This is a genomic window from Aurantiacibacter sp. MUD11 (genome assembly GCF_026967575.1).
In the GTDB taxonomy this organism is placed as follows: Bacteria; Pseudomonadota; Alphaproteobacteria; order Sphingomonadales; family Sphingomonadaceae; genus Alteraurantiacibacter.
Genome location: NZ_CP114054.1, coordinates 1,369,468 through 1,387,872, shown reverse-complemented (window position 1 = coordinate 1,387,872; position 18,405 = coordinate 1,369,468). Strand labels below are relative to the sequence as shown.

Here is an 18,405-nt window from a genome sequence, read left to right as displayed (position 1 = left end):
ACGGGACATCCACCAGCCGCCTTGTCGGATGTCAAATTCCTGCCAGCACCCTGCGCGTCGCCAGTTTCCGGACGAAAGGCAGGAGCTACCTGCTGACGCCGAGACTCGCGCCAGCGATGAAAGCGCCGCCGGGGCCGTTGCCGTTGGTGCTGACGCCGAAGCCGGAGCCGGGCACGCTGGCATCGCCACCGTTATCGACCACCAGCTTGACCCACAGCGCATCCTCGGCGCGGTACCAGGCGGTCTGCTCGGCCGCGCGCAGGGCCTCGGCGCTGGCCACTTCGGTGCCGCCTTCGGCCGTACGGAAGCCGGGCAGTTCGATCACCACCCAGCTGTCGTCGTCCATCTCGCGCAGCGTCAGCGAGAGCGTGTCGCGCGCCGTTTCCACCCGCACGTCCGCCCCGCTGCGCAGGGTGGTTTCGCCGGTATATTCGAAGCGTCGGCCATTGCGGCTGAGGATCACCGGGTTCTCGATCGGCGTATTGCCGAAGCCGAACTGGCCACCGACGCCGAAGCGGCCCATGTCGCCCTCGCACACCGCCGCGCCCCATGCCGGGCGCAGGTCGCAGGCGTCCGCGTCCGACGCAATGCCGTTGTCGAGCACGATATAGGCGCCGGGGATGCCGCCCACCGACCCGTCGCGATCGTGGATGGTCGCGCCGCGCCAGGCATTGCCGCGGCCAAGGTCCGAAGCCCAGCGCTGGACAACCGGCGGGAAGCTGACCGGCTTGGAATTGACGAACTGCGCGCCTTCCACGGCGTTCTCGGTGCTCATGCCGAAGCTGGTGTACATCAGGTAGGACAGCGCGCCTGCATCACGCAGGTCGTTGGGCTGGAAGTTGACGAAGGTGGTGTCCACCACGTCATGCCGCAGGTCGTAGTATTCGTAACCGCGGATGGGGAAGTCCGGCAGGTCGTTCGGCAGGCTTCGGCCGTAGGCGATCTCCTCCGGCGTGCGCGGGTTGCCGATGTTGTCGCTCTCGCCCACGAAGATGCCGTTCTCTACGCGCGAGGTATATTCGGCAAAGCCGACGCGCGATGCTGCGTGGGTAAAGCCGATGGCATTGTCTGCCGCGTGCAGGTTGGTGAACAGGTGCATCTCGCCGCGGCCCCAGACGCCGCCGTTGCGGTTCTTGTAAGTGGTGAAGTCGGCGAAGTGCGAGACCAGCGGCTCGCCGTTGGGGTCCATGCCGTCTTCCACCGGGAAGTGGTAGTTGCTGCCGCCGACGCTGAAGGTGCCGTCGGGATTGGGCCCGCGGTCGAACATGAAGCCGTCGTAGTTGGAGTGCGCCACGTTGCCGCTGAACTCGCGCACGCGGGTGCGGCGCGGCCAGGTATTGGCACTGATCTCGGTCCCCTCGAAGGCTCCCGTCGGGTGGACGGGCAGGGCGAACCAGAAGCCGATCTGATCGGAACCCGCCGCCACGTTGCCGCGATAGATATTGTCCGGGTTGGTGATCCAGAAGGTGGACACGGTGTTGTCGGACGGGAGCAGGATATGTTCGCTCTGCTGTCCGGTCCCGCCGAACACCGATGCCAATGCCGACCCGTCCGGGCCAAGGTTGGTCGGATCGCACGGCAGCGTGGGGTGGCACTTGGTCTGGATGCCGAGGTTGCGGATGAACTGGTTGCCGGTCTCGATCCCGTCCTCGAGGAAGAAGCAGTGGCCGACCGTGTTGAAGGTGACGTTGTTCTCGATCCGCGCGTTGTTGGTGCCGTGCACGGTGACGCAGCGGTTGAAGCTGTCGTGGATGGCGGAGTTGCGGACGTACTGGCCCTGGCCCTCGCCGATCAGGTGCCAGTGGATCGGGTAGCGAGCCAGCGTCAGGTGCTGGCCCATGCGGTTGAGCTCGACCCCCGAGACGAACATGCGCGAGCCGGCCATGGCCATGATGTGTCCGCCGAAATAGCTCTCTTGTGAGTCCTCCGACGACTGGATCAGGATGTTGCGGGTCAGCAGGCCGACCTCGCCGCGCTCGTCGACGCCGAAGGTGATCTCGCCGAAGTGCATGTACTCCAGCGGCGCGTCGAGCGTGACCAGGTTGCCGTCGATGGCGGTGATGCGGCGTCGCTCGGCCTGGCGCGGGTCGAAGTCGGTCGAGGCGAGCACGATCTCGTCGCCCGGGCGCCAGCCCGAGGCATCGAGCACCTCGATCTGCGTGGCGCCCGCCTCGGCGGTGCGCGCCAGCTTGCTCCAGGCGTTCTCGCGGTCGCCATGCAGGCTGAGCGTGCCGCCCATCAGCATGATCCCGCGATCGCCCATGGTGTTGATGTCCTCGCCCGGCACGGTGTCGGTGAGGGTGATGGTGGCATTGGAGGTGTGCGGAGCATCCGCCGTGCCGATCTCCAGCGCGCCGCCGCGCACGTAGATCCACTCGGTCGCCAGCGCCAGGTCGTGCTCGTTCGAGAAGGTCAGCTTGCCGTCGATGGTGAGGCTGCGCAGGGCCGGCGGGCTGACGTCGAGCACCACCTCGGTCCCGCGCGCGATGGTCACCGCCTCGCCTTCGCCCGGCACTTCCCCCGATGGCCAGGTCGCCGGATCGGACCAGCGCGCCGGACCCTCCTGGGCCGTTGCGGCCGTATTCAGTCCGAGCATGAGAGATGCCGGAAGCAGCAAGGAATTCAGCAGGCGAGACTGCTTGCGCATAGTAATTTTCCCCTCCGTCGGGACTGCCCGTCCCGCCCTTGTATTTGGACATATCTTTGCAGCGAAGTCGCCACTTGCCAAGACGTCATGCGTCGCGATTTGTAACCATGGCCAAGGTGTTCAGCGCGCGGGGATTTGGGTGGGAATTTCCGGAAACCAGGAATGCCTCGTGACGCTAACGTGTGTCGACCGCGTGACCCCATGGTTTCGAAAACCTCTCGCGCAGATAGAACTATCCTTCGTTCTTCGTGACCTATCTGCCGACCGTTATGCTGGCCTGAAGATCAGTTGGACGAATGACCGGCATGACCGGCGCATCGGCCACCAGCTTGACCCAGAGGGCGTCGCTGCCCCTGAACCAGGACGTCTCGTTCGCCTGGCGCAATGCGTCCATGCTGTCCTGCTGCGTGCCGGAGGCTGCGTTGGTGAAGCCCGGCAGTTCAAACATGACCCATGATCCCTCGTCCATTTCGGCCAGACTGAGAGTGACTTCCGGCCTTTCGGTCCTGACCTCGATCTCGGTGCCGGCACGCACGGTGCTCTGGTCGCCGTTGACCTTGAATTCCCTGCCGTTGCGAACAAGCGTGATGGGTGCCTGCGGAGGACGGCGTGAGAACAGGGCTGCACGCTGGGCCCGGACGAGTGGCGTGTCCGGCGCATTAGGGCCGAGCGAGGCGAGCAGGGCGAACCGGGCGGTGCGGCTCTCCAGATCGACCGCGGCGGGAAGTTCTCCCCTGCTGTCCGAGAGGTTCAGGCGACCCACATCGCCCGTGCACACCGCAGCGTTCCAGCTGGGATGCACTTCACAGCTATCGTCTGTGGCGACGCTGTCATTTTCGCCGTCGTGCAGCAGGACCTGGGAATCGGGGATACCGGTCACCGAGCCGTCCAGGTCGCGGAAGGAAAGGGTCCGATATGCGTTGCCGCCCCGATTATCATTATCGAACCGGGCATCGTATTGCGGGAAATAGACCGGCTTGGCGTTGACGAACTCGGCACCGCTGATCGTGCTTCCGGTACTAAGCCCGGCACTCGTGAACAGCAGGAAGGACAGCGCGCCCGTCTTTCTCTGATCGTTGTCCTCGAAATTCACGAAAGTGGTGTCCACCACGTCGTCGCGGTAATCGTAGTATTCGTAGCCGCGGATGGGGAAGTCCGGGATGGAGGGCTTCGGCAGGCTACGGCCGTAGGCCACTTCCTCCGGCGTGGCCGGATTGCCCACATTATCGGTCTCGCCAACGACCAGCGAATTCACCAGGCGTGAACTGAACGGCAGGCTGCCGATGTCCCCTGCGGCCTGCGTCATGCCGATGGCATTGTCGGCAAGTCTCAGGTTGCTGTAGACGTATAGGTCCCCTCGGCCCCAGAGACCGCCATTGCGGTTCTTGTAGGCGGTCAGGTCCTCGAAGTGCGTTTCCATCACTTCGCTTTCCAGATCGGTGGGATCTGCCAAAGGCAGCAAGGGAATGGAGGCCAGGCCGAAAGTGTTGTCCTGGTCGATGTGCCGGTCGATCAGGAACCCGTCGAAGTTGGAATGGGCCGTGTTGCCTCGGAATTCGCGCAGCGGCGTGCGGCGCGGCCAGGTGTTGGCGGCGATCTCCGTACCCAGGAAGGCGCCATTGGGGTGTTCCGGTATGGACAGCCAGAAACCGACCTGATCGGAGCCGGCCGCGACATTGTCGATATAGCTGTTGTCCGGATTGGTGATCCAGAAGGACGATACCGTGTTGTCCGAAGGGAGCAGGGTGTTCCCCCCGTGGAAGCTGGCTTCCCGGTAGGCTGCAGGATCCGCAAACAGGGCATCCCTCTCCCCGTTGGCGGCGAGGTTGGTGGGCACGCAGTCCAGCGTCGGATGACACTTGGTCTGGATGCCGAGGTTGCGGATGAACTGGTTGCCGGTCTCGATCCCGTCCTCGAGGAAGAAGCAGTGGCCGACCGTGTTGAAGGTGACGTTGTTCTCGATCCGCGCGTTGTTGGTGCCGTGCACGGTGACGCAGCGGTTGAAGCTGTCGTGGATGGCGGAGTTGCGGACGTACTGGCCCTGGCCCTCGCCGATCAGGTGCCAGTGGATCGGGTAGCGAGCCAGCGTCAGGTGCTGGCCCATGCGGTTGAGCTCGACCCCCGAGACGAACATGCGCGAGCCGGCCATGGCCATGATGTGTCCGCCGAAATAGCTCTCTTGTGAGTCCTCCGACGACTGGATCAGGATGTTGCGGGTCAGCAGGCCGACCTCGCCGCGCTCGTCGACGCCGAAGGTGATCTCGCCGAAGTGCATGTACTCCAGCGGCGCGTCGAGCGTGACCAGGTTGCCGTCGATGGCGGTGATGCGGCGTCGCTCGGCCTGGCGCGGGTCGAAGTCGGTCGAGGCGAGCACGATCTCGTCGCCCGGGCGCCAGCCCGAGGCATCGAGCACCTCGATCTGCGTGGCGCCCGCCTCGGCGGTGCGCGCCAGCTTGCTCCAGGCGTTCTCGCGGTCGCCATGCAGGCTGAGCGTGCCGCCCATCAGCATGATCCCGCGATCGCCCATGGTGTTGATGTCCTCGCCCGGCACGGTGTCGGTGAGGGTGATGGTGGCATTGGAGGTGTGCGGAGCATCCGCCGTGCCGATCTCCAGCGCGCCGCCGCGCACGTAGATCCACTCGGTCGCCAGCGCCAGGTCGTGCTCGTTCGAGAAGGTCAGCTTGCCGTCGATGGTGAGGCTGCGCAGGGCCGGCGGGCTGACGTCGAGCACCACCTCGGTCCCGCGCGCGATGGTCACCGCCTCGCCTTCGCCCGGCACTTCCCCCGATGGCCAGGTCGCCGGATCGGACCAGCGCGCCGGACCCTCCTGGGCCTGCGCGCCGGTGGCGAACAGGAGCATGGCCGGCAAGGCCAGGCAGACAGACCGCAGGCGAGCGTGAATAGGCATGTTCGTAAATCCCCTCCGTCGGGGACTCCCGATCCCCGCACCCTCTCGTTGGCGCATATCCTTGCAGCGACTTGGCCACTTGCCAAGACGCTATGCGTCGCGATTTGTAACTGCGGCGGACAGGCAAGGCACAGGGATTTGGTTCGAATATGCCGGGAACCGCGAGTGCGTGGTGCGCGACGCAGTCGAGACCTAAGCGGTCTCACTAAGCAATTTCCCTGTTTTCGGCGATTTACAGGGAAATTTGCCAATTGCAGCCGAAGGCTTGGTCAAATTTGCCTCGAAAGGTCATATGCTTAGGCGCGAAATTCCCTACGCGGATAACAGGGAACTATTAGCCGCCGAACAGGGAATTCTTAGGGACTTAACTGGGAAGATTCTCGTGGTTCTGGCGGCCAAACCGACGTCGTACTGACGGCGGTAGTTCTCCGAGATTTGGAAACCTAGTCTTGCTTGCGGTGACACACTGCGTTGCCGGCAGAAAGACGAACAAAGCGATGAGCATTGAAGTCAGCTGGGTTCCGATCGGGTCCATCAAACCCGATCCAGGCAATGCCCGCACGCACAGCGAAAGCCAGATCGCCAAGATCGCCAACTCGATCGAACAATTTGGGTTCAATAACCCGATCCTGATCGACAAGCGAAACGTGGTCATCGCCGGGCATGGTCGGCTCGAGGCGGCCAAGTGCCTCGAACTCCAATCGGTGCCGGTTATCCGCCTCGAGCATCTAACCCCAGCGCAGCGCAAGGCTTACATGCTCGCGGATAACAAGTTGGCTGAACTCGCTGGTTGGGACCTTCCCCAACTCGCCGTCGAGTTCCAGGCCCTATTGGACATGGACCTGCAATTCGAGATTACCGACACCGGGTTCGAGATGGCTGAGATTGACCAGGTGCTCGAAGAAAGCCGGCTTGTGGAAGCGGGCGTCGAGTACGAGGACGAGATCCCTCGACTTGAAGACGTAGAACCGGTGGCAAGGCCCGGTGACCTCTGGCGATTGGGGAACCACCTGCTCTTCTGCGGAGATGCGCTCCAGGCTGAGTCCTATGTAGCCTTGCTTGGCAGCGAACGAGCAAATGTCGTGTTCACTGACCCACCCTACAACGTGCCGATCGATGGCCACGTTTCCGGGCTTGGTAAAACCCGCCATCGCGAGTTTGTCCAAGGGGCCGGGGAAATGTCGGATGCAGAGTTCTCGGAGTTCCTGGCGACATTCTGCCGGCATCTGGCGCAGTTCAGCACCGATGGCTCGATCCATTTCATCTGCATGGACTGGCGCCATGTAGACCAGCTCATCGCAGTTGGCCGGAAGGCTTATTCGGAGCTCAAGAACATTTGTGTCTGGGCCAAGCCGAATGCAGGCATGGGATCGCTCTACCGATCGCAGCACGAGTTTGTCGTGGTGTTCAAGTCTGGCACCCGGCCCCACCAGAACAATGTGAAGCTCGGCGTTCACGGCCGCAACCGCAGCAACCTGTGGACCTACCAGGGGATGAGCGGCTTCCAGAAAGGTCGGGATGAGAAGCTCGCCATGCACCCGACCGTAAAGCCGGTCGCCATGATCGCAGATGCGACAATGGACTGCTCGTCCCGCGGTGACCTTGTGCTGGATCCATTTGCGGGTTCGGGCAGCACAATCCTGGCGGCCGAGCGCTGTGGACGAAGATGCCGGGCCATTGAGCTTGACCCCCGTTACGTCGATGTCGCCCTAGCTCGTTATGAGAAGGCGACGGGCAAGACGCCCGAGCGGATTGCATGCGGGATATTGTCCGGAGATAGCAATGGCCAAGGCTAGGAAGCTGGTAGCGAATGAACGAAGCTACGAAGTGGGCTATGGCAAGCCGCCGGTCGAAACACGCTTCAAGAAGGGGCAGTCCGGAAACCCAGCAGGAAGGCCGCGCCATCGCCCGTTGCTCGAGACCATGGCGCGCGAGGCCTTGTACAGGAAGGTTCCCGTAAAGATCGGAGGGAAGACAAGGAATCTGACAGTTATCGAAGCGGCGTACCAGAAATTGACGGTGGAGTTGCTCACCGGCTCACCGGAGAAGGTGATCCCCATACTCAAGTATCTCGAGCCCATCTTTCAGCGCCCGCCACCCACCGGCGCGGTCTTTGACGACGTGTTTGACCTCCGCAGGCTCGATGACGAAGAGCTGCGAGAGTTTGACCGGCTCATGAAGAAGGCGAAACGTGATAGCTGGCATGAATACGATCTCCCTGGATCCAGTGAGGCGTAGGCGGATGCCCCGAAAGTGGCAGAATGAACCAACTCAGATGTTCCGATGGAACCCCCTCTGAACCGCAGGTCGTCGACGGCCACCGTTTCCCCGGCGACGACGTGTCCATTCACGTGAGATCCGAGACCTATTCGAGGGCGTTGCGTCTTGAGTGAGGGCGGGGCTGGCGCGAAGCTCTCGCTCTAGAGATGATTGAAATCACGACCGAATGTGTTCGCTTATCGATGCATCACTCGCTGTTCGGCCAAATTCTTGAGCTTGGCGTGTCCACACTTGCGTGGAAAATCGCCAACCAATCACTCCCCTTCGGGCGCCAGCTCCACCTGCCCGGCGGATTCCTGGCGCGCGGTCTCTAGCGCTTCGTCATACTCACGCCGCTGCTGCACCAGTGCTGCAGAAGGGTGGACGCCAGGTGTACGCCTGACGCTCACCGCGTCAGGTCTCCCTCGTTCCAGTATCTCGCTCGTCGAAGCTTGATGATCGTAGTCGATCTCACTTGCCGCGATGGCAAGCTCGATTGGAGCCTCAGTTGTCGCGCGCAGTTCCCGACCGTTGGGAATGCGTGCACTGCGGCCAGTTACGATCCCGCCAAACACACCCGCCACCAATACCCCGCCGAGCGTTTCCAACGTCGCTCCTTCGCCTTCCTGACGATAGGTTCCGTTGATCGCAATCTGGCGTCCATGAATCTCGATGTGTTCGAGTTCGACATCCATCTTGCCAGACTTGCCGAACATGCCTCGACTGGTGAGCCAGGTTATTCGTCCGACTGCAGGGGTCCCTGCTGGAATAACGATGTACTGACCGAGCATAACGTCTTCAGCGACAACGAGGTTGAAAGTGTCACCTTCCTGCCAAGTGTTGCCACTCGTCGTGATGGTCTCATTCATTCGCAGCTGGATCTCTGTACCAGCTGGGAGGATGGCATTGCCTTCACTACGAAGCTGGACGGGCAGCGGTAAAGGCGCTTCGACTTCTTGCGCAGCTACGGGGCCATAGGTGGCGCAGGCAATCGCACCGACAAGAATGATTATCCGCATCAAAAGCCCCCAAGTGCCCGATCGACTTCCTTCGGACTCAAGCCACACTGAACCAACCCTGGGCCTGAAGCTAGTGAATTTACTTTCTTCTTCGCAGCGAGTTCCATGGCACGCGGTTCTGAGCCGCCGGATCAAACTGTGAGTAGGTCATCTTCATTCTCCTTGGCCAGTTTGGCCGCGGGGGATGTCTTCTCTGACAACTAAGAAACTGGGCCCGAACATCTCAGATTGGGTGGAAAGCGGACGCTGACAACTAAGCCGCAGGCTGAACCGCTGGCTCAGTCCGAGCCTTTCGGTATGTCAACCTCCGCCACAGCGCTTCCATTGGGCCCTGCTGATGCCCAGCAAGCCACCACTTACTCGCGATCACCATTAGGCCGAAGAATATCAGCCCTCCAACGTAGGTGACATCAAGCATGATGGTGCCCATCATTCCGAGCCCGAGGCCATAGAAGACGAAGCCCGCGACAAGGCTTGTAAGCAGGTAGTTCGTCAGCGCCATACGACCCACTGCAGCCAGGGCTGAACATACTCTTGGCAAATGCGGGATCACGAGAAGGAAGCCAGCAGCATATGCAATTCCAGCCGGAGCAGTGCCGATCAGGGATGACCAGTGTGTTTGGGCATGAGGGGGCTGCTGGATGTAGATCCAGTTGACAGGAACCGAGATCGCCATCCCACCAATGAAAAGGCTCCATAGGAGTTTGCGATTTCCCAGAAGTTCTCCGCGAACGAGTTTGCGCCCTGCCCACATGCCGAGCAGCATGGTTCCAAGAACTTTGGCAAACCGCCAAGTGTCGAGTTTGTCGGTTAGGTTGAATGCCCACTCTGATGCGGCCCGCCAACCAAGTTCCCTTAAGCCACCATGGGCGAGAACCTCGAAGTAGTCAGCATCGCGGTCACCGCCTGCTGCCTCCCAAAGAAAGACCCCTCCCTCCCATAATGGATTGAGCCAACCAGGGTTGCGCATGTTGAGTAACCAAACGCCAAGTAGCGGTATCGCGAAAAGGATGACGGCTGCTGTGAACAACAAATTGCGATCAGACAGCCGACGAAAGAATGGGAGTGCGAAGCCCAGGAGCGCGTAGGCGGTCAGAATATCACCCGACCAAATGAAGGACAGGTGTATCAATCCAATCAATAACAGGACGGCCATTCGACGATAAAAGATCGCCAGCCCGTCAGCTCCTTTCGCTTCGAGCCGGTCCAGCTGAAGCGAGAAGCCAAGTCCAAAGAGCAAGGAGAAGACCGTGTAGAATTTCCCGTCCAGCAGCCCGTTGAAGAAGACCGTAAAGGCCGGAAGCGATATGCTCCCCATCAGCTCAGGCATCCGATCGGGACCAATCGCTCCTAGTCCCACCCAATTTGGCAAGTTTGCCAGCAATATCCCGAAAAGTGCAAAACCTCGCAGCGCATCAATTTCTGTGAACCGATCACTTGGTGCTGCCGGAACAATCAGACTGGCATATTTTGACATCGCGTTCCCCCCGGATGCGAAAGGCCATCTTCGTAATGCAAAATGAGCGGATTATCCATTCGCGGGAAACCCAGCGGTGGATACCGACAAGATCCCAGCATCTGACGTCTGTGCGTTCGCCTCGTCGAATATCCGCATCTGGGTGGGAAAGAGACATTTGAAGAAGGCGGCGCTCAAGGCTTCAGCATGATCTTTGCTTTGACCTAAATTAAACGCACGCTTAACCTTGATTAAATGGCTACCATCAAAACCCGGAGACGCGCGACCCAGCAACGCACACTTGACACCCGAGCAATGATAAAGGCCGCCGGCGCCGAGCTTTTTGCGACCCGCGGATATCGCGCTACGGGTGTTCGCGACATTGCTGATCGGGCGGGCTGCAATCAGGCGCTCGTCTCTTACCACTTCAACGGAAAGGGCGGCCTGTACGATGAGATCTTGGCTGATGCGGTGGCGGAAGCAGAGCGGCTGGCGCAGGAGGGCGACCTTTCAAGTGCCGAACTTCCCGAGATTAAGCTAGTCCGCATCCTTTCGCGTGCTATCGCCTCGCAACCGCATCTCGCACCGATGATTTTGCGGGAACAGATGGACCCCGATCGCCTGCTAAATCCTGACACCGCCAACACCTTGCGTAGCTTCATGGCATTGACCGAGAAAGTGCTCGATACACTTCCTTTGGATGCCGAGGCTCGCGGCTGGGACCCGCAGATCGTGCATCTCGCAATTGTCGGCCCGCTGATTCATTTTACGGTTGCGACCCAGATGCGTGAAGCCACCGTTGGCAAACTGAGCCGCCCAATGAGCACCCCAGATCTCGACATCTTTACCGACACCCTTGCTTCGATGCTCTCACGCGCGCTGAGAGGAGAGACGACCGACCGCTAAATTAAACGCTTGCTCAATATAATCTGTGCGTGTATTGCCTGCGTATAACACTAATACGGAGGAGTGGATGATGCGTCTCAAATCGATAATCTTGACCGGGCTCGCTGCAGTTACAGCATCAGGTACAACGACGCCGGGAGTGGCCATGGCTCAGCACAATAATCAGGTAGAAAGCGTTGCCTCAATTAGCGAGGCCGAGAGTGAGCGGGTGGATGCGATCCTACGCGAATTTGTCGCTGATTACCGGAACGATCCGATGGCGCTAAATTCGCGATTTGGGGTCAAGCTGGGCCAGGAATGGTGGAGCGTCGAGGTTAGGCGCAACGAGACCGCGTCGGCGCGTGGCCGGCTAACCGATCACAGCTTTGGTCCGCATGATATCGTTCTTTCTCGCGGTGCCCCCGAGCAGCCGACATGGTATTTCGAAATCGCCAGTCTCGATGTACTCGAGAGGATTGCGTCTGGTGAGGTCAACGCCGGCACCGCTGCTATGCAGAGCTTTGGTAGCGACCGCGTGGGGGTCGAAACGCGCGATATGGACGGCTTCGCATCGACATCCGGCGACGAGGGGGACATGTACATTGCCCTCTCGCACTTCTTCACCAAGGGCAAACCGGAGATCACTCGGTTCGGGCGCGACAATTCATTGATGACCCACGGTGCGCAGGCAACCGCCCTGCATATGATGAAGGGTTTTCGTGTGATGCATTTCAGCATCGGGCCGCAGGAAGTAGCAAACGATGATCCGCGTATGGAATTCGGTCAGATGCCGAACCTGTTCGTCGTAACTTCGGGCCAAGCCACACTCTACAGCGATGATGGTCCGGTCGAAATCACCGAAGGCATGAGCATTTTCATCCCGCAGTTTGTGAGGCATCGAATTGTCAACGACGGCGACGAACCGCTTGAGGGTATTCTTGTGCTCTATGGAGACAATTCGGACTTCGCCTTTGGAACTTCATATCCGACCTATCTTGAAGACGTGAATGCCTGGCACCGTGACTATCAGTTCCATGAGAACACTCAGGACGACGAGTAAGACCAGACGGACAGGGGTGCGGTCACGCTGGAACATCCAGCTTGGCCGCCCTTTACCTAAATGGCCGACAATAGAGCCCGGTCCGTAAAAGCTCCTTGGTGCGGAGTGTGAGCCCAAAGTGGCAACATCGAACGTCCACAACTGGGTGGAAAGCAGACCCTTTGTTCGCCCCTAGAGACTAGGTTCTTAGCGCTAAGTCGCGTAGATCAGATTCTAGCTCAAGACGAAGGCGGGAATTAGGAATTTGACTGACGCCAAGGCTTTGGAGGAGACCCGGGCGGCTGCCCAAGACCTCGACAAGGTGGAGCAGGCGCTCACGAAGGCTGCAGCGGCAATTCTGGAACAGCCAACAAAATCCGTTGAGAGAATCGTTGGTGTTGCGGTTTCGAAAATTGCTGCTGCTGGAGTGATGACGGGCACTTTGGGGGCTATCGGCTTGTTCGGCACTGCCGGGACTGGAACTGCAATAGCAAGCCTGTCTGGTGCAGCATTTAACACCGCTTCGCTTTATTGGATTGGATCAATTTTTGGTTTTGGAGCAGTCGGCGGTGGAGTCATCCTAACCGGCGGTGCTTTGGCGGCGGCCATTCCGGTCGGGCTTTACGTCCGGAAGCGGCTATTCTCCAAAGGCAAAGATCCTCAAAGCCTATCATCTCCAGAGCAGGCCATGCTCTATGCCGCTCTCCGTCTCGCGTCGGCGGCGCGAGCAGAACGAATGAATTTAATGTCAGCAATAGAGCGACGGGAGCCGATGACGAGAGCCGCCAAGCGAGCCATTGATTTCTTCTTCAAGGTCGGTGTGGAGGCGCTCTTGGCTGATCTTCGGCACAACTATGCAAGGGAGAGAGGAAACCCAAGGCGCATTCCGCTTACGTTTTCATCCGGCGCACGCATGCAGCAAACCCTCCACGAACTTCCCCAGGTGACACGGAAGTATCTTGACCGATGATAAGTAAGACCCGGAGCGCCGCAGTCATTATCGCAGTGACCCTCCAGAGGACTATTGATGGCTCGTTGCAGGCGCCAAGCCGTGATGAGCTAATGGTTCTCGACGCGCTAAGACGTTCCAAGGCTAATCTTGCAGATGCAACTCCTGAGGAGCTCCGGTATTATCTGCGTGGTCTCGACCCAATTCAGCTTCGAGGCGTCGTTTCGAACGTCAAAGGCATCTATCACGAAATGCTAGTTGTGGCTTCAGAGAACGCAGACGCAGACATGGTCCGCGCTGAAATCGCCGAGGCACTGAACCAGCCAGGCTACGACGTCGAATATGTCTTGGATGGTCAAGTGATCCAACAGATCCAGGTGAAGGCAGTCGAAGACCCAATGCACATCTTTGAACACCTGGAGCGGTATCCGGAAATTGATATCATAGCGACCGAAGAGGTTGCTAAGATGGTTGATGGCATCGGCAGTTCTGGCTTTTCAAATCGGGATCTGGAACGTGAGGTCTGGAGAGCGCTCTCAGATGAATACGATCCAACTATTGCCGAAGAAATTTTCGGCATTGGCTCTGCATCACTGCTCGTGGGCGCGGCCTTCTCAGCAAGAGCAGTCCTCCAGGAGAAGCGTGTCGACTGGCTCCAACTGAAATCCGCGATGGGCGATCTGGGGATCGGTTTGGCTACAGCCGTCGCATTAGATGCCGTATTAAACGATCCAATGATAGCATTGTGATGATCGCGACATTGACGCGCCTGCTTTTGCTTTCCGTAGCTCAAGTCCGCAAAACCGCCTAGCCTGCGCGAGCGCACTAAGTGGTATGAAATCTAATTCCGTTTTGCTTAAGTGCAGTGTTCATGAGTGACGAATCACCTTTCTGTCCTAATCCTACCTGCGGATCACGTATGGAGCTCCGCTCTGTCAAGAAGGGCCCTAGGGCCGGCAACAGGTTTTGGGGATGCACTAAGTTTCCTGATTGCCGAGGGACGCGAGATTTAGACGATACTCAAGCCGCCACTTATGCGCCTCCTCCTAATTCCCCAGAGACTGAGTACCGACACCAAGAGCCAAAGACTCAACTAGCCGTCTCCTGGTCGGACCGTATCGCGAGGGCTGGCTGGTTCACCGAATACACTGCGATCGGCTCTTTTCCGGAATTTGCTGTAGAAGCACTCGGCAGGCCGAACGAACCACTTTCTCGACTGGTTTCGCAATCGCAACTGCTGACAAAGAAAGACAGGCCTCGAACCTCAAATGCGAATGCTCGCCTCGCAGCGGGTCTTTTGCTCAAGATTTTGCAGCGCGGCCATGCGCCGCTTCCGACACTCAGTATTGAAAGCGCAGCGCTAGATAAAAACGGGCTGCTTGACGAAGTTGAGGAGTTGACGGGAACTGAGCTCGGCTTTCGGCTAAAGTCAGGCGGGTCTCTTCGCATTGAACAGAGCGGGATCGTGCGCACACTGGCGGCACGTGACAACTTTCAATTTGAGGCGGGGCTTGACCGCGAGGCAAGCTCAATTGTTCCATTGTTTGACAGTGATCGCGAGCGAAAGTTCCTCAAGACGCTTCTACCGGGAATTGGCGGAGCTGCAGCGGGTCATTGGATTTGGCCCCAGGCGAGCCTCGACACACTCATGTCGGCCGCCGGCCTCCAAAATTCATCAGAGCGCAGGGTCGACTTTCTTTTTGCTCATCCGGTGGCCGGGGCGCTTGCGATTGAGTTGGACGGCCCGGAACATGCTCAAGATCCCGAAATTGACGCAACACGGGATGAAGCGCTGAAGAAGCTTTCAGTCGAAGTGGTGCGGGTTCCTAATCAGGAGATTGATCAGAGTAAGGGCGGGGCGCTCCAGCGGATTCAGGAATTTATATCTCCGCTCGGACAGGAGGATTCTGACCATCACACGTCCCGCTCTGTCGGTGCAATCCGAGATTGTACAAGGGCTAGCAAGTTTCAATTCGGGGTCGTGAAGGCATTGCAGCTCGGCTGGCTACAACCAGGTGCGGATTGGAAGATCAACTGCATCGGGCTAAATGGAATGGCGCGCCCGGCGCTTATTGACCTACTCGAAATGCTCTCTTCCATCGACACCCTTTACGGCTTGTCGGTTTCTCCTAGCGCGGTTGAGATATCTGATGGCGGGAAGGTAATTAGCTTCCAGAAAGATAATGGCGGCTGGGCTAGCAAGATTATGCGAAAGAAGCCGTCCACCGATGGGTTCTTTGCTATTGCGGTTGATCTTGACTCAGGCCCCTATCATGCACTTGGAGAAGGGCAGACGGAGGCGGACATTGTCATCCGAGGTTGTTTTCTCCCGGTGCCTCTCGCACTTCAAAGTTCTTTCGAAAATGTTCGAAGGGGCATTTCCGACGGAGACGCGGCAGGACAAATTGAAGCACTTGGAACATTCCTGCGCCATGTCTTTAGGAAGCGGGCCTTCAGGGAATTGCAAGCGGAAGCATGCCTTAATTCTTTGAGGCAGGAAGACAGCGTCGTTTTGCTGCCCACAGGTGCCGGGAAGAGCCTAGTCTATCAGCTTTGCGGGTTGCTCTTGCCTGGCATCACGATAGTGATTGATCCTATAGTTGCACTGATAGAGGACCAAGTCGAAGGGCTCGCCAATTACGGTATCGACAGGGTAACCGGCATCACCTCGGCGGTTAGCAGCGAGGAAGAGCGCCGGCGCCTGCTTCTTGGCATTGAACGAGGGGAGTATTTCTTTGTCCTTCATTCGCCACAGAGACTGCAGAGCCCGGCCTTTCGTACCACCCTCCGGAGTCTCGCCCAGACCTCGCTTATAAACCTCGCCGTCGTCGACGAAGCTCACTGCGTGTCTGAGTGGGGGCATGACTTTGTGCCGGCGTATCTAAATCTTGCCAGAAACATTCGTGAATTTGGAAAGGACACAGAAGGCTCGCCGCCGCCAATTCTAGCACTTACCGGCACCGCGTCTCGGGCTGTCCTTCGCGACCTGCTGACTGATCTCAATATCGACCGCTCAAACTCAAATGCCCTGATCAGGCCGCCAAGCTTTGATCGGCCTGAGCTTGAATTCAGCGTGACCCGCTTTGATCGCGGCGCCGACATTGATGGAGCGATACGGGGAACCTTAAACAAGCTTCCAAACATCTTTCAATTGCCGGCCCAGGAATTCTTCAAGCCGACTGGTCGACGCACCGCATCTGGCATCGTCTTTGTTCCATTTGTAAATGGCAAAACTCATGGAGTTGGCCACGTAAGTGAGGTCGTCAGGCAAGCGACTGCTACGACCACCTCTCTGTATTCTGGCAAGGCGCCCCGCGGGATTGATGGCGACTGGGAAAGCCTGAAGCGTGAGAACGCAACTGCGTTCAAACAGAACGAGGCCCCTATTCTCGTCTCGACAAAAGCTTTTGGGATGGGAATCGACAAGCCCAATATCCGATATACGGTCCACGTCGGGATGCCCGGCTCTCTCGAGGCCTACTATCAGGAAGCAGGCCGCGCAGGCCGTGATCGTGACCGGGCGCATTGTGCGATAATCTTTAATGAATTTGATGAGGGCAGAAGCAACAAGCTTCTCGACCCTGACCTTGATCTTTCCGAATTAAAAACTGTCTACAACCAGCTTTCGAATAGAAGCACCGATGATGACGTCACGAGGGCGTTGTGGTTTCATCTCAATACATTCGCAGGACAAGAGGACGAGCGAAACGCAATAGTCGAGTTGCTAGAACAGCTCGGAGATTTGACGCGCGCCGATGAAATACAGATCAGCTTCGCAAAGGATCGTAATCGCCAAGAGCGAGCACTCCACCGGCTGGTACGGATTGGGGTGGTGCATGATTATGAGGTGGACTTTGGAAGTTCGCTATTCGTTGTACATTTGCGTGGCTTCAGTCCGGAACGGTCTCGCCAATCACTTTTGCAGTATGTTCGAGCATCTCAGCCAGGCAGGGTAAAGCAATTCGAGGACCGTCTAGCCGAACTATCGGATGATCAAGCGCGTGAGTTTGTGGTGGCCATCGCCGAATTGCTGATCGACTTCGTCTATGATGTGATTGAGCGCTCAAGGAGGCGCGCCATTCAAGAAGCAGTCTTGCTTGCAAGAAACAGCTCAAACGACCCTGAAATAAGACAACGCCTTCTCGACTACCTTCAAGAGGGCATCGGAGCGGAGCAACTTGAGGATCTCGTTACGGCTGAAGAGGTTAAGTTTGATCCATGGATTGAGCTTCTCGAGTCTGTCCAAACGCCGATTGAGGCGGGAGAAATCAGGGGTCTGGCGATCCGAGCACTGGAATCATATCCTGACCACCCCGGTCTTTTGATAATGCGTGCCTACAGCGAAATGATGTGTCAGGACGCTGAGGAGGCAATCGCGGTCCAGGCCCTAGAAACTGTTTTCAGGCAGGCGCAGGAACGATATTCAGTCGCTGAAGATGAAATGCGCAACGTGGCACGCCGTTTGGGCGCCTTAGCAGATCAAGTGCCCACTCTTGGATTCCCAATGGCAGTGGTTTTCGCGAATGCTCGATCCCGTAAATGGATTGATCCGACCTTGCTAGAGGATGGGATCACGGCGCTTCGCAATTTTGCGCCTGATGCTATGGCCGCCGCAAGCTGCTCCTCTATGCTCCCGGTACAGGAAGCCACGATCAATCGCGGAAGTCAGGCCTTATCGGAATTTGAACAGGACAGCCTTGTGAAGGAATTATTGGGGTGAACGCATGACGGTAATGGCGGATTTAGAACGTGAGGTTGAGCAAGCAAAAGAAGCGCTTGAGCAAGCTGTGGCCGAGCTTGAGTCTTTCGCAGACTTGAAGGGACGACTGAAAGGCACTGATAGGAAGCTCACCGAGACGGCCGAATTGTTGGACGGTTTGTCGAACAGCCTCGCTGGATGTCAGGAGAGCCTCTCAGCTGCGTCGGGCTCCCTCTCGCAAGCTGTGCGAATCTTCTCCGAGACGGATTTCGGCGAGATTAGGGGTGAAATACAAGCGATAGGTGAGCAGGTAAAAGCGGTCGGAGCGAGGCTAGAGGATGGTTTGCGAGAGGGTCTCGGACAGGCAACTGATAAAATAACGGTCAATACTAATGACGCGATCTCAGGTTCGGCACGACAACAGAACCGCCTTCTTTATGCTATTTTGGCGCTAGCAACTGCTACACTTCTGGTGTCGCTATACGGTGACTTTGGCGTTTAGAATGGCGTTTTTTGGGTCGTCACCCGACCGGCTGGTTTTGGG

At 58.3% G+C, this 18,405-nt stretch carries 12 protein-coding genes; 8 read left to right on the top strand and 4 right to left on the bottom strand.

Annotated features, from left to right (window positions below):
- Window positions 1-85 precede the first annotated feature (85 nt).
- Together OZN62_RS06870 and OZN62_RS06865 are read right to left on the bottom strand one after the other, a co-directional pair.
- Window positions 86-2,596, bottom strand: a complete 2,511-nt coding sequence (locus OZN62_RS06870; protein WP_269102084.1) for a G8 domain-containing protein — start codon at window positions 2,594-2,596, stop codon at window positions 86-88.
- A 304-nt stretch (window positions 2,597-2,900) separates the two neighbouring features.
- On the bottom strand, window positions 2,901-5,555 hold the full coding sequence (locus OZN62_RS06865; RefSeq protein WP_269102083.1) for a G8 domain-containing protein: 2,655 nt from the start codon (window positions 5,553-5,555) through the stop codon (window positions 2,901-2,903).
- Window positions 5,556-6,052: 497 nt separating this feature from the next.
- On the opposite strand from OZN62_RS06865, the gene OZN62_RS06860 reads away from it, so the two are divergent.
- Window positions 6,053-7,351: a site-specific DNA-methyltransferase gene (locus OZN62_RS06860; protein WP_269102082.1), complete on the top strand. Its 1,299-nt coding sequence runs from the start codon at window positions 6,053-6,055 to the stop codon at window positions 7,349-7,351.
- On the top strand, window positions 7,338-7,793 hold the full coding sequence (locus OZN62_RS06855; RefSeq protein WP_269102081.1) for a DUF5681 domain-containing protein: 456 nt from the start codon (window positions 7,338-7,340) through the stop codon (window positions 7,791-7,793). The genes OZN62_RS06860 and OZN62_RS06855 overlap by 14 nt, the downstream gene beginning before the upstream one ends.
- Window positions 7,794-8,089: 296 nt before the next feature.
- On the opposite strand, the gene OZN62_RS06850 is transcribed toward OZN62_RS06855, so the two are convergent.
- On the bottom strand, window positions 8,090-8,833 hold the full coding sequence (locus OZN62_RS06850) for a hypothetical protein (RefSeq protein ID WP_269102080.1): 744 nt from the start codon (window positions 8,831-8,833) through the stop codon (window positions 8,090-8,092).
- A 253-nt stretch (window positions 8,834-9,086) separates the two neighbouring features.
- A complete protein-coding gene (locus OZN62_RS06845) occupies window positions 9,087-10,310 on the bottom strand; it encodes a DUF418 domain-containing protein (RefSeq protein WP_269102079.1) in 1,224 nt (407 codons plus the stop codon).
- A gap of 294 nt (window positions 10,311-10,604) precedes the next feature.
- Here OZN62_RS06845 and OZN62_RS06840 point away from each other — a divergent pair, with 294 nt between their 5' ends.
- The 6 genes from OZN62_RS06840 to OZN62_RS06815 all read left to right on the top strand — a co-directional run bounded on the left by OZN62_RS06840 (window position 10,605) and on the right by OZN62_RS06815 (window position 18,363).
- Window positions 10,605-11,195, top strand: a complete 591-nt coding sequence (locus OZN62_RS06840) for a TetR family transcriptional regulator (RefSeq protein ID WP_269102078.1) — start codon at window positions 10,605-10,607, stop codon at window positions 11,193-11,195.
- Window positions 11,196-11,262: 67 nt separating this feature from the next.
- On the top strand, window positions 11,263-12,234 hold the full coding sequence (locus OZN62_RS06835) for a cupin domain-containing protein (protein WP_269102077.1): 972 nt from the start codon (window positions 11,263-11,265) through the stop codon (window positions 12,232-12,234).
- A gap of 244 nt (window positions 12,235-12,478) precedes the next feature.
- A complete protein-coding gene (locus tag OZN62_RS06830; protein ID WP_269102076.1) occupies window positions 12,479-13,183 on the top strand; it encodes a hypothetical protein in 705 nt (234 codons plus the stop codon).
- Window positions 13,180-13,911 (top strand): hypothetical protein, encoded by a 732-nt coding sequence (locus tag OZN62_RS06825; RefSeq protein ID WP_269102075.1) that lies wholly within the window; start codon window positions 13,180-13,182, stop codon window positions 13,909-13,911. Before OZN62_RS06830 ends, OZN62_RS06825 begins: the two co-directional genes overlap by 4 nt.
- A gap of 548 nt (window positions 13,912-14,459) precedes the next feature.
- Window positions 14,460-17,882, top strand: a complete 3,423-nt coding sequence (locus tag OZN62_RS06820; protein ID WP_269102074.1) for a RecQ family ATP-dependent DNA helicase — start codon at window positions 14,460-14,462, stop codon at window positions 17,880-17,882.
- 13 nt (window positions 17,883-17,895) lie between these two features.
- Entirely contained in the window at window positions 17,896-18,363 is a 468-nt protein-coding gene (locus tag OZN62_RS06815) for a hypothetical protein (RefSeq protein WP_269102073.1), read from the top strand.
- Window positions 18,364-18,405 lie beyond the last annotated feature (42 nt).

Bases quoted from the DNA above. Each gene is read 5' to 3' on its own strand.
- OZN62_RS06825 (WP_269102075.1), top strand. From the start codon at position 13,180: ATGATAAGTAAGACCCGGAGCGCCGCAGTCATTATCGCAGTGACCCTC.
- OZN62_RS06855 (WP_269102081.1), top strand. From the start codon at position 7,338: ATGGCCAAGGCTAGGAAGCTGGTAGCGAATGAACGAAGCTACGAAGTG.
- OZN62_RS06850 (WP_269102080.1), bottom strand. From the start codon at position 8,833: ATGCGGATAATCATTCTTGTCGGTGCGATTGCCTGCGCCACCTATGGC.
- OZN62_RS06840 (WP_269102078.1), top strand. From the start codon at position 10,605: ATGATAAAGGCCGCCGGCGCCGAGCTTTTTGCGACCCGCGGATATCGC.
- OZN62_RS06860 (WP_269102082.1), top strand. From the start codon at position 6,053: ATGAGCATTGAAGTCAGCTGGGTTCCGATCGGGTCCATCAAACCCGAT.
- OZN62_RS06845 (WP_269102079.1), bottom strand. From the start codon at position 10,310: ATGTCAAAATATGCCAGTCTGATTGTTCCGGCAGCACCAAGTGATCGG.
- OZN62_RS06835 (WP_269102077.1), top strand. From the start codon at position 11,263: ATGATGCGTCTCAAATCGATAATCTTGACCGGGCTCGCTGCAGTTACA.
- OZN62_RS06865 (WP_269102083.1), bottom strand. From the start codon at position 5,555: ATGCCTATTCACGCTCGCCTGCGGTCTGTCTGCCTGGCCTTGCCGGCC.
- OZN62_RS06815 (WP_269102073.1), top strand. From the start codon at position 17,896: ATGGCGGATTTAGAACGTGAGGTTGAGCAAGCAAAAGAAGCGCTTGAG.
- OZN62_RS06870 (WP_269102084.1), bottom strand. From the start codon at position 2,596: ATGCTCGGACTGAATACGGCCGCAACGGCCCAGGAGGGTCCGGCGCGC.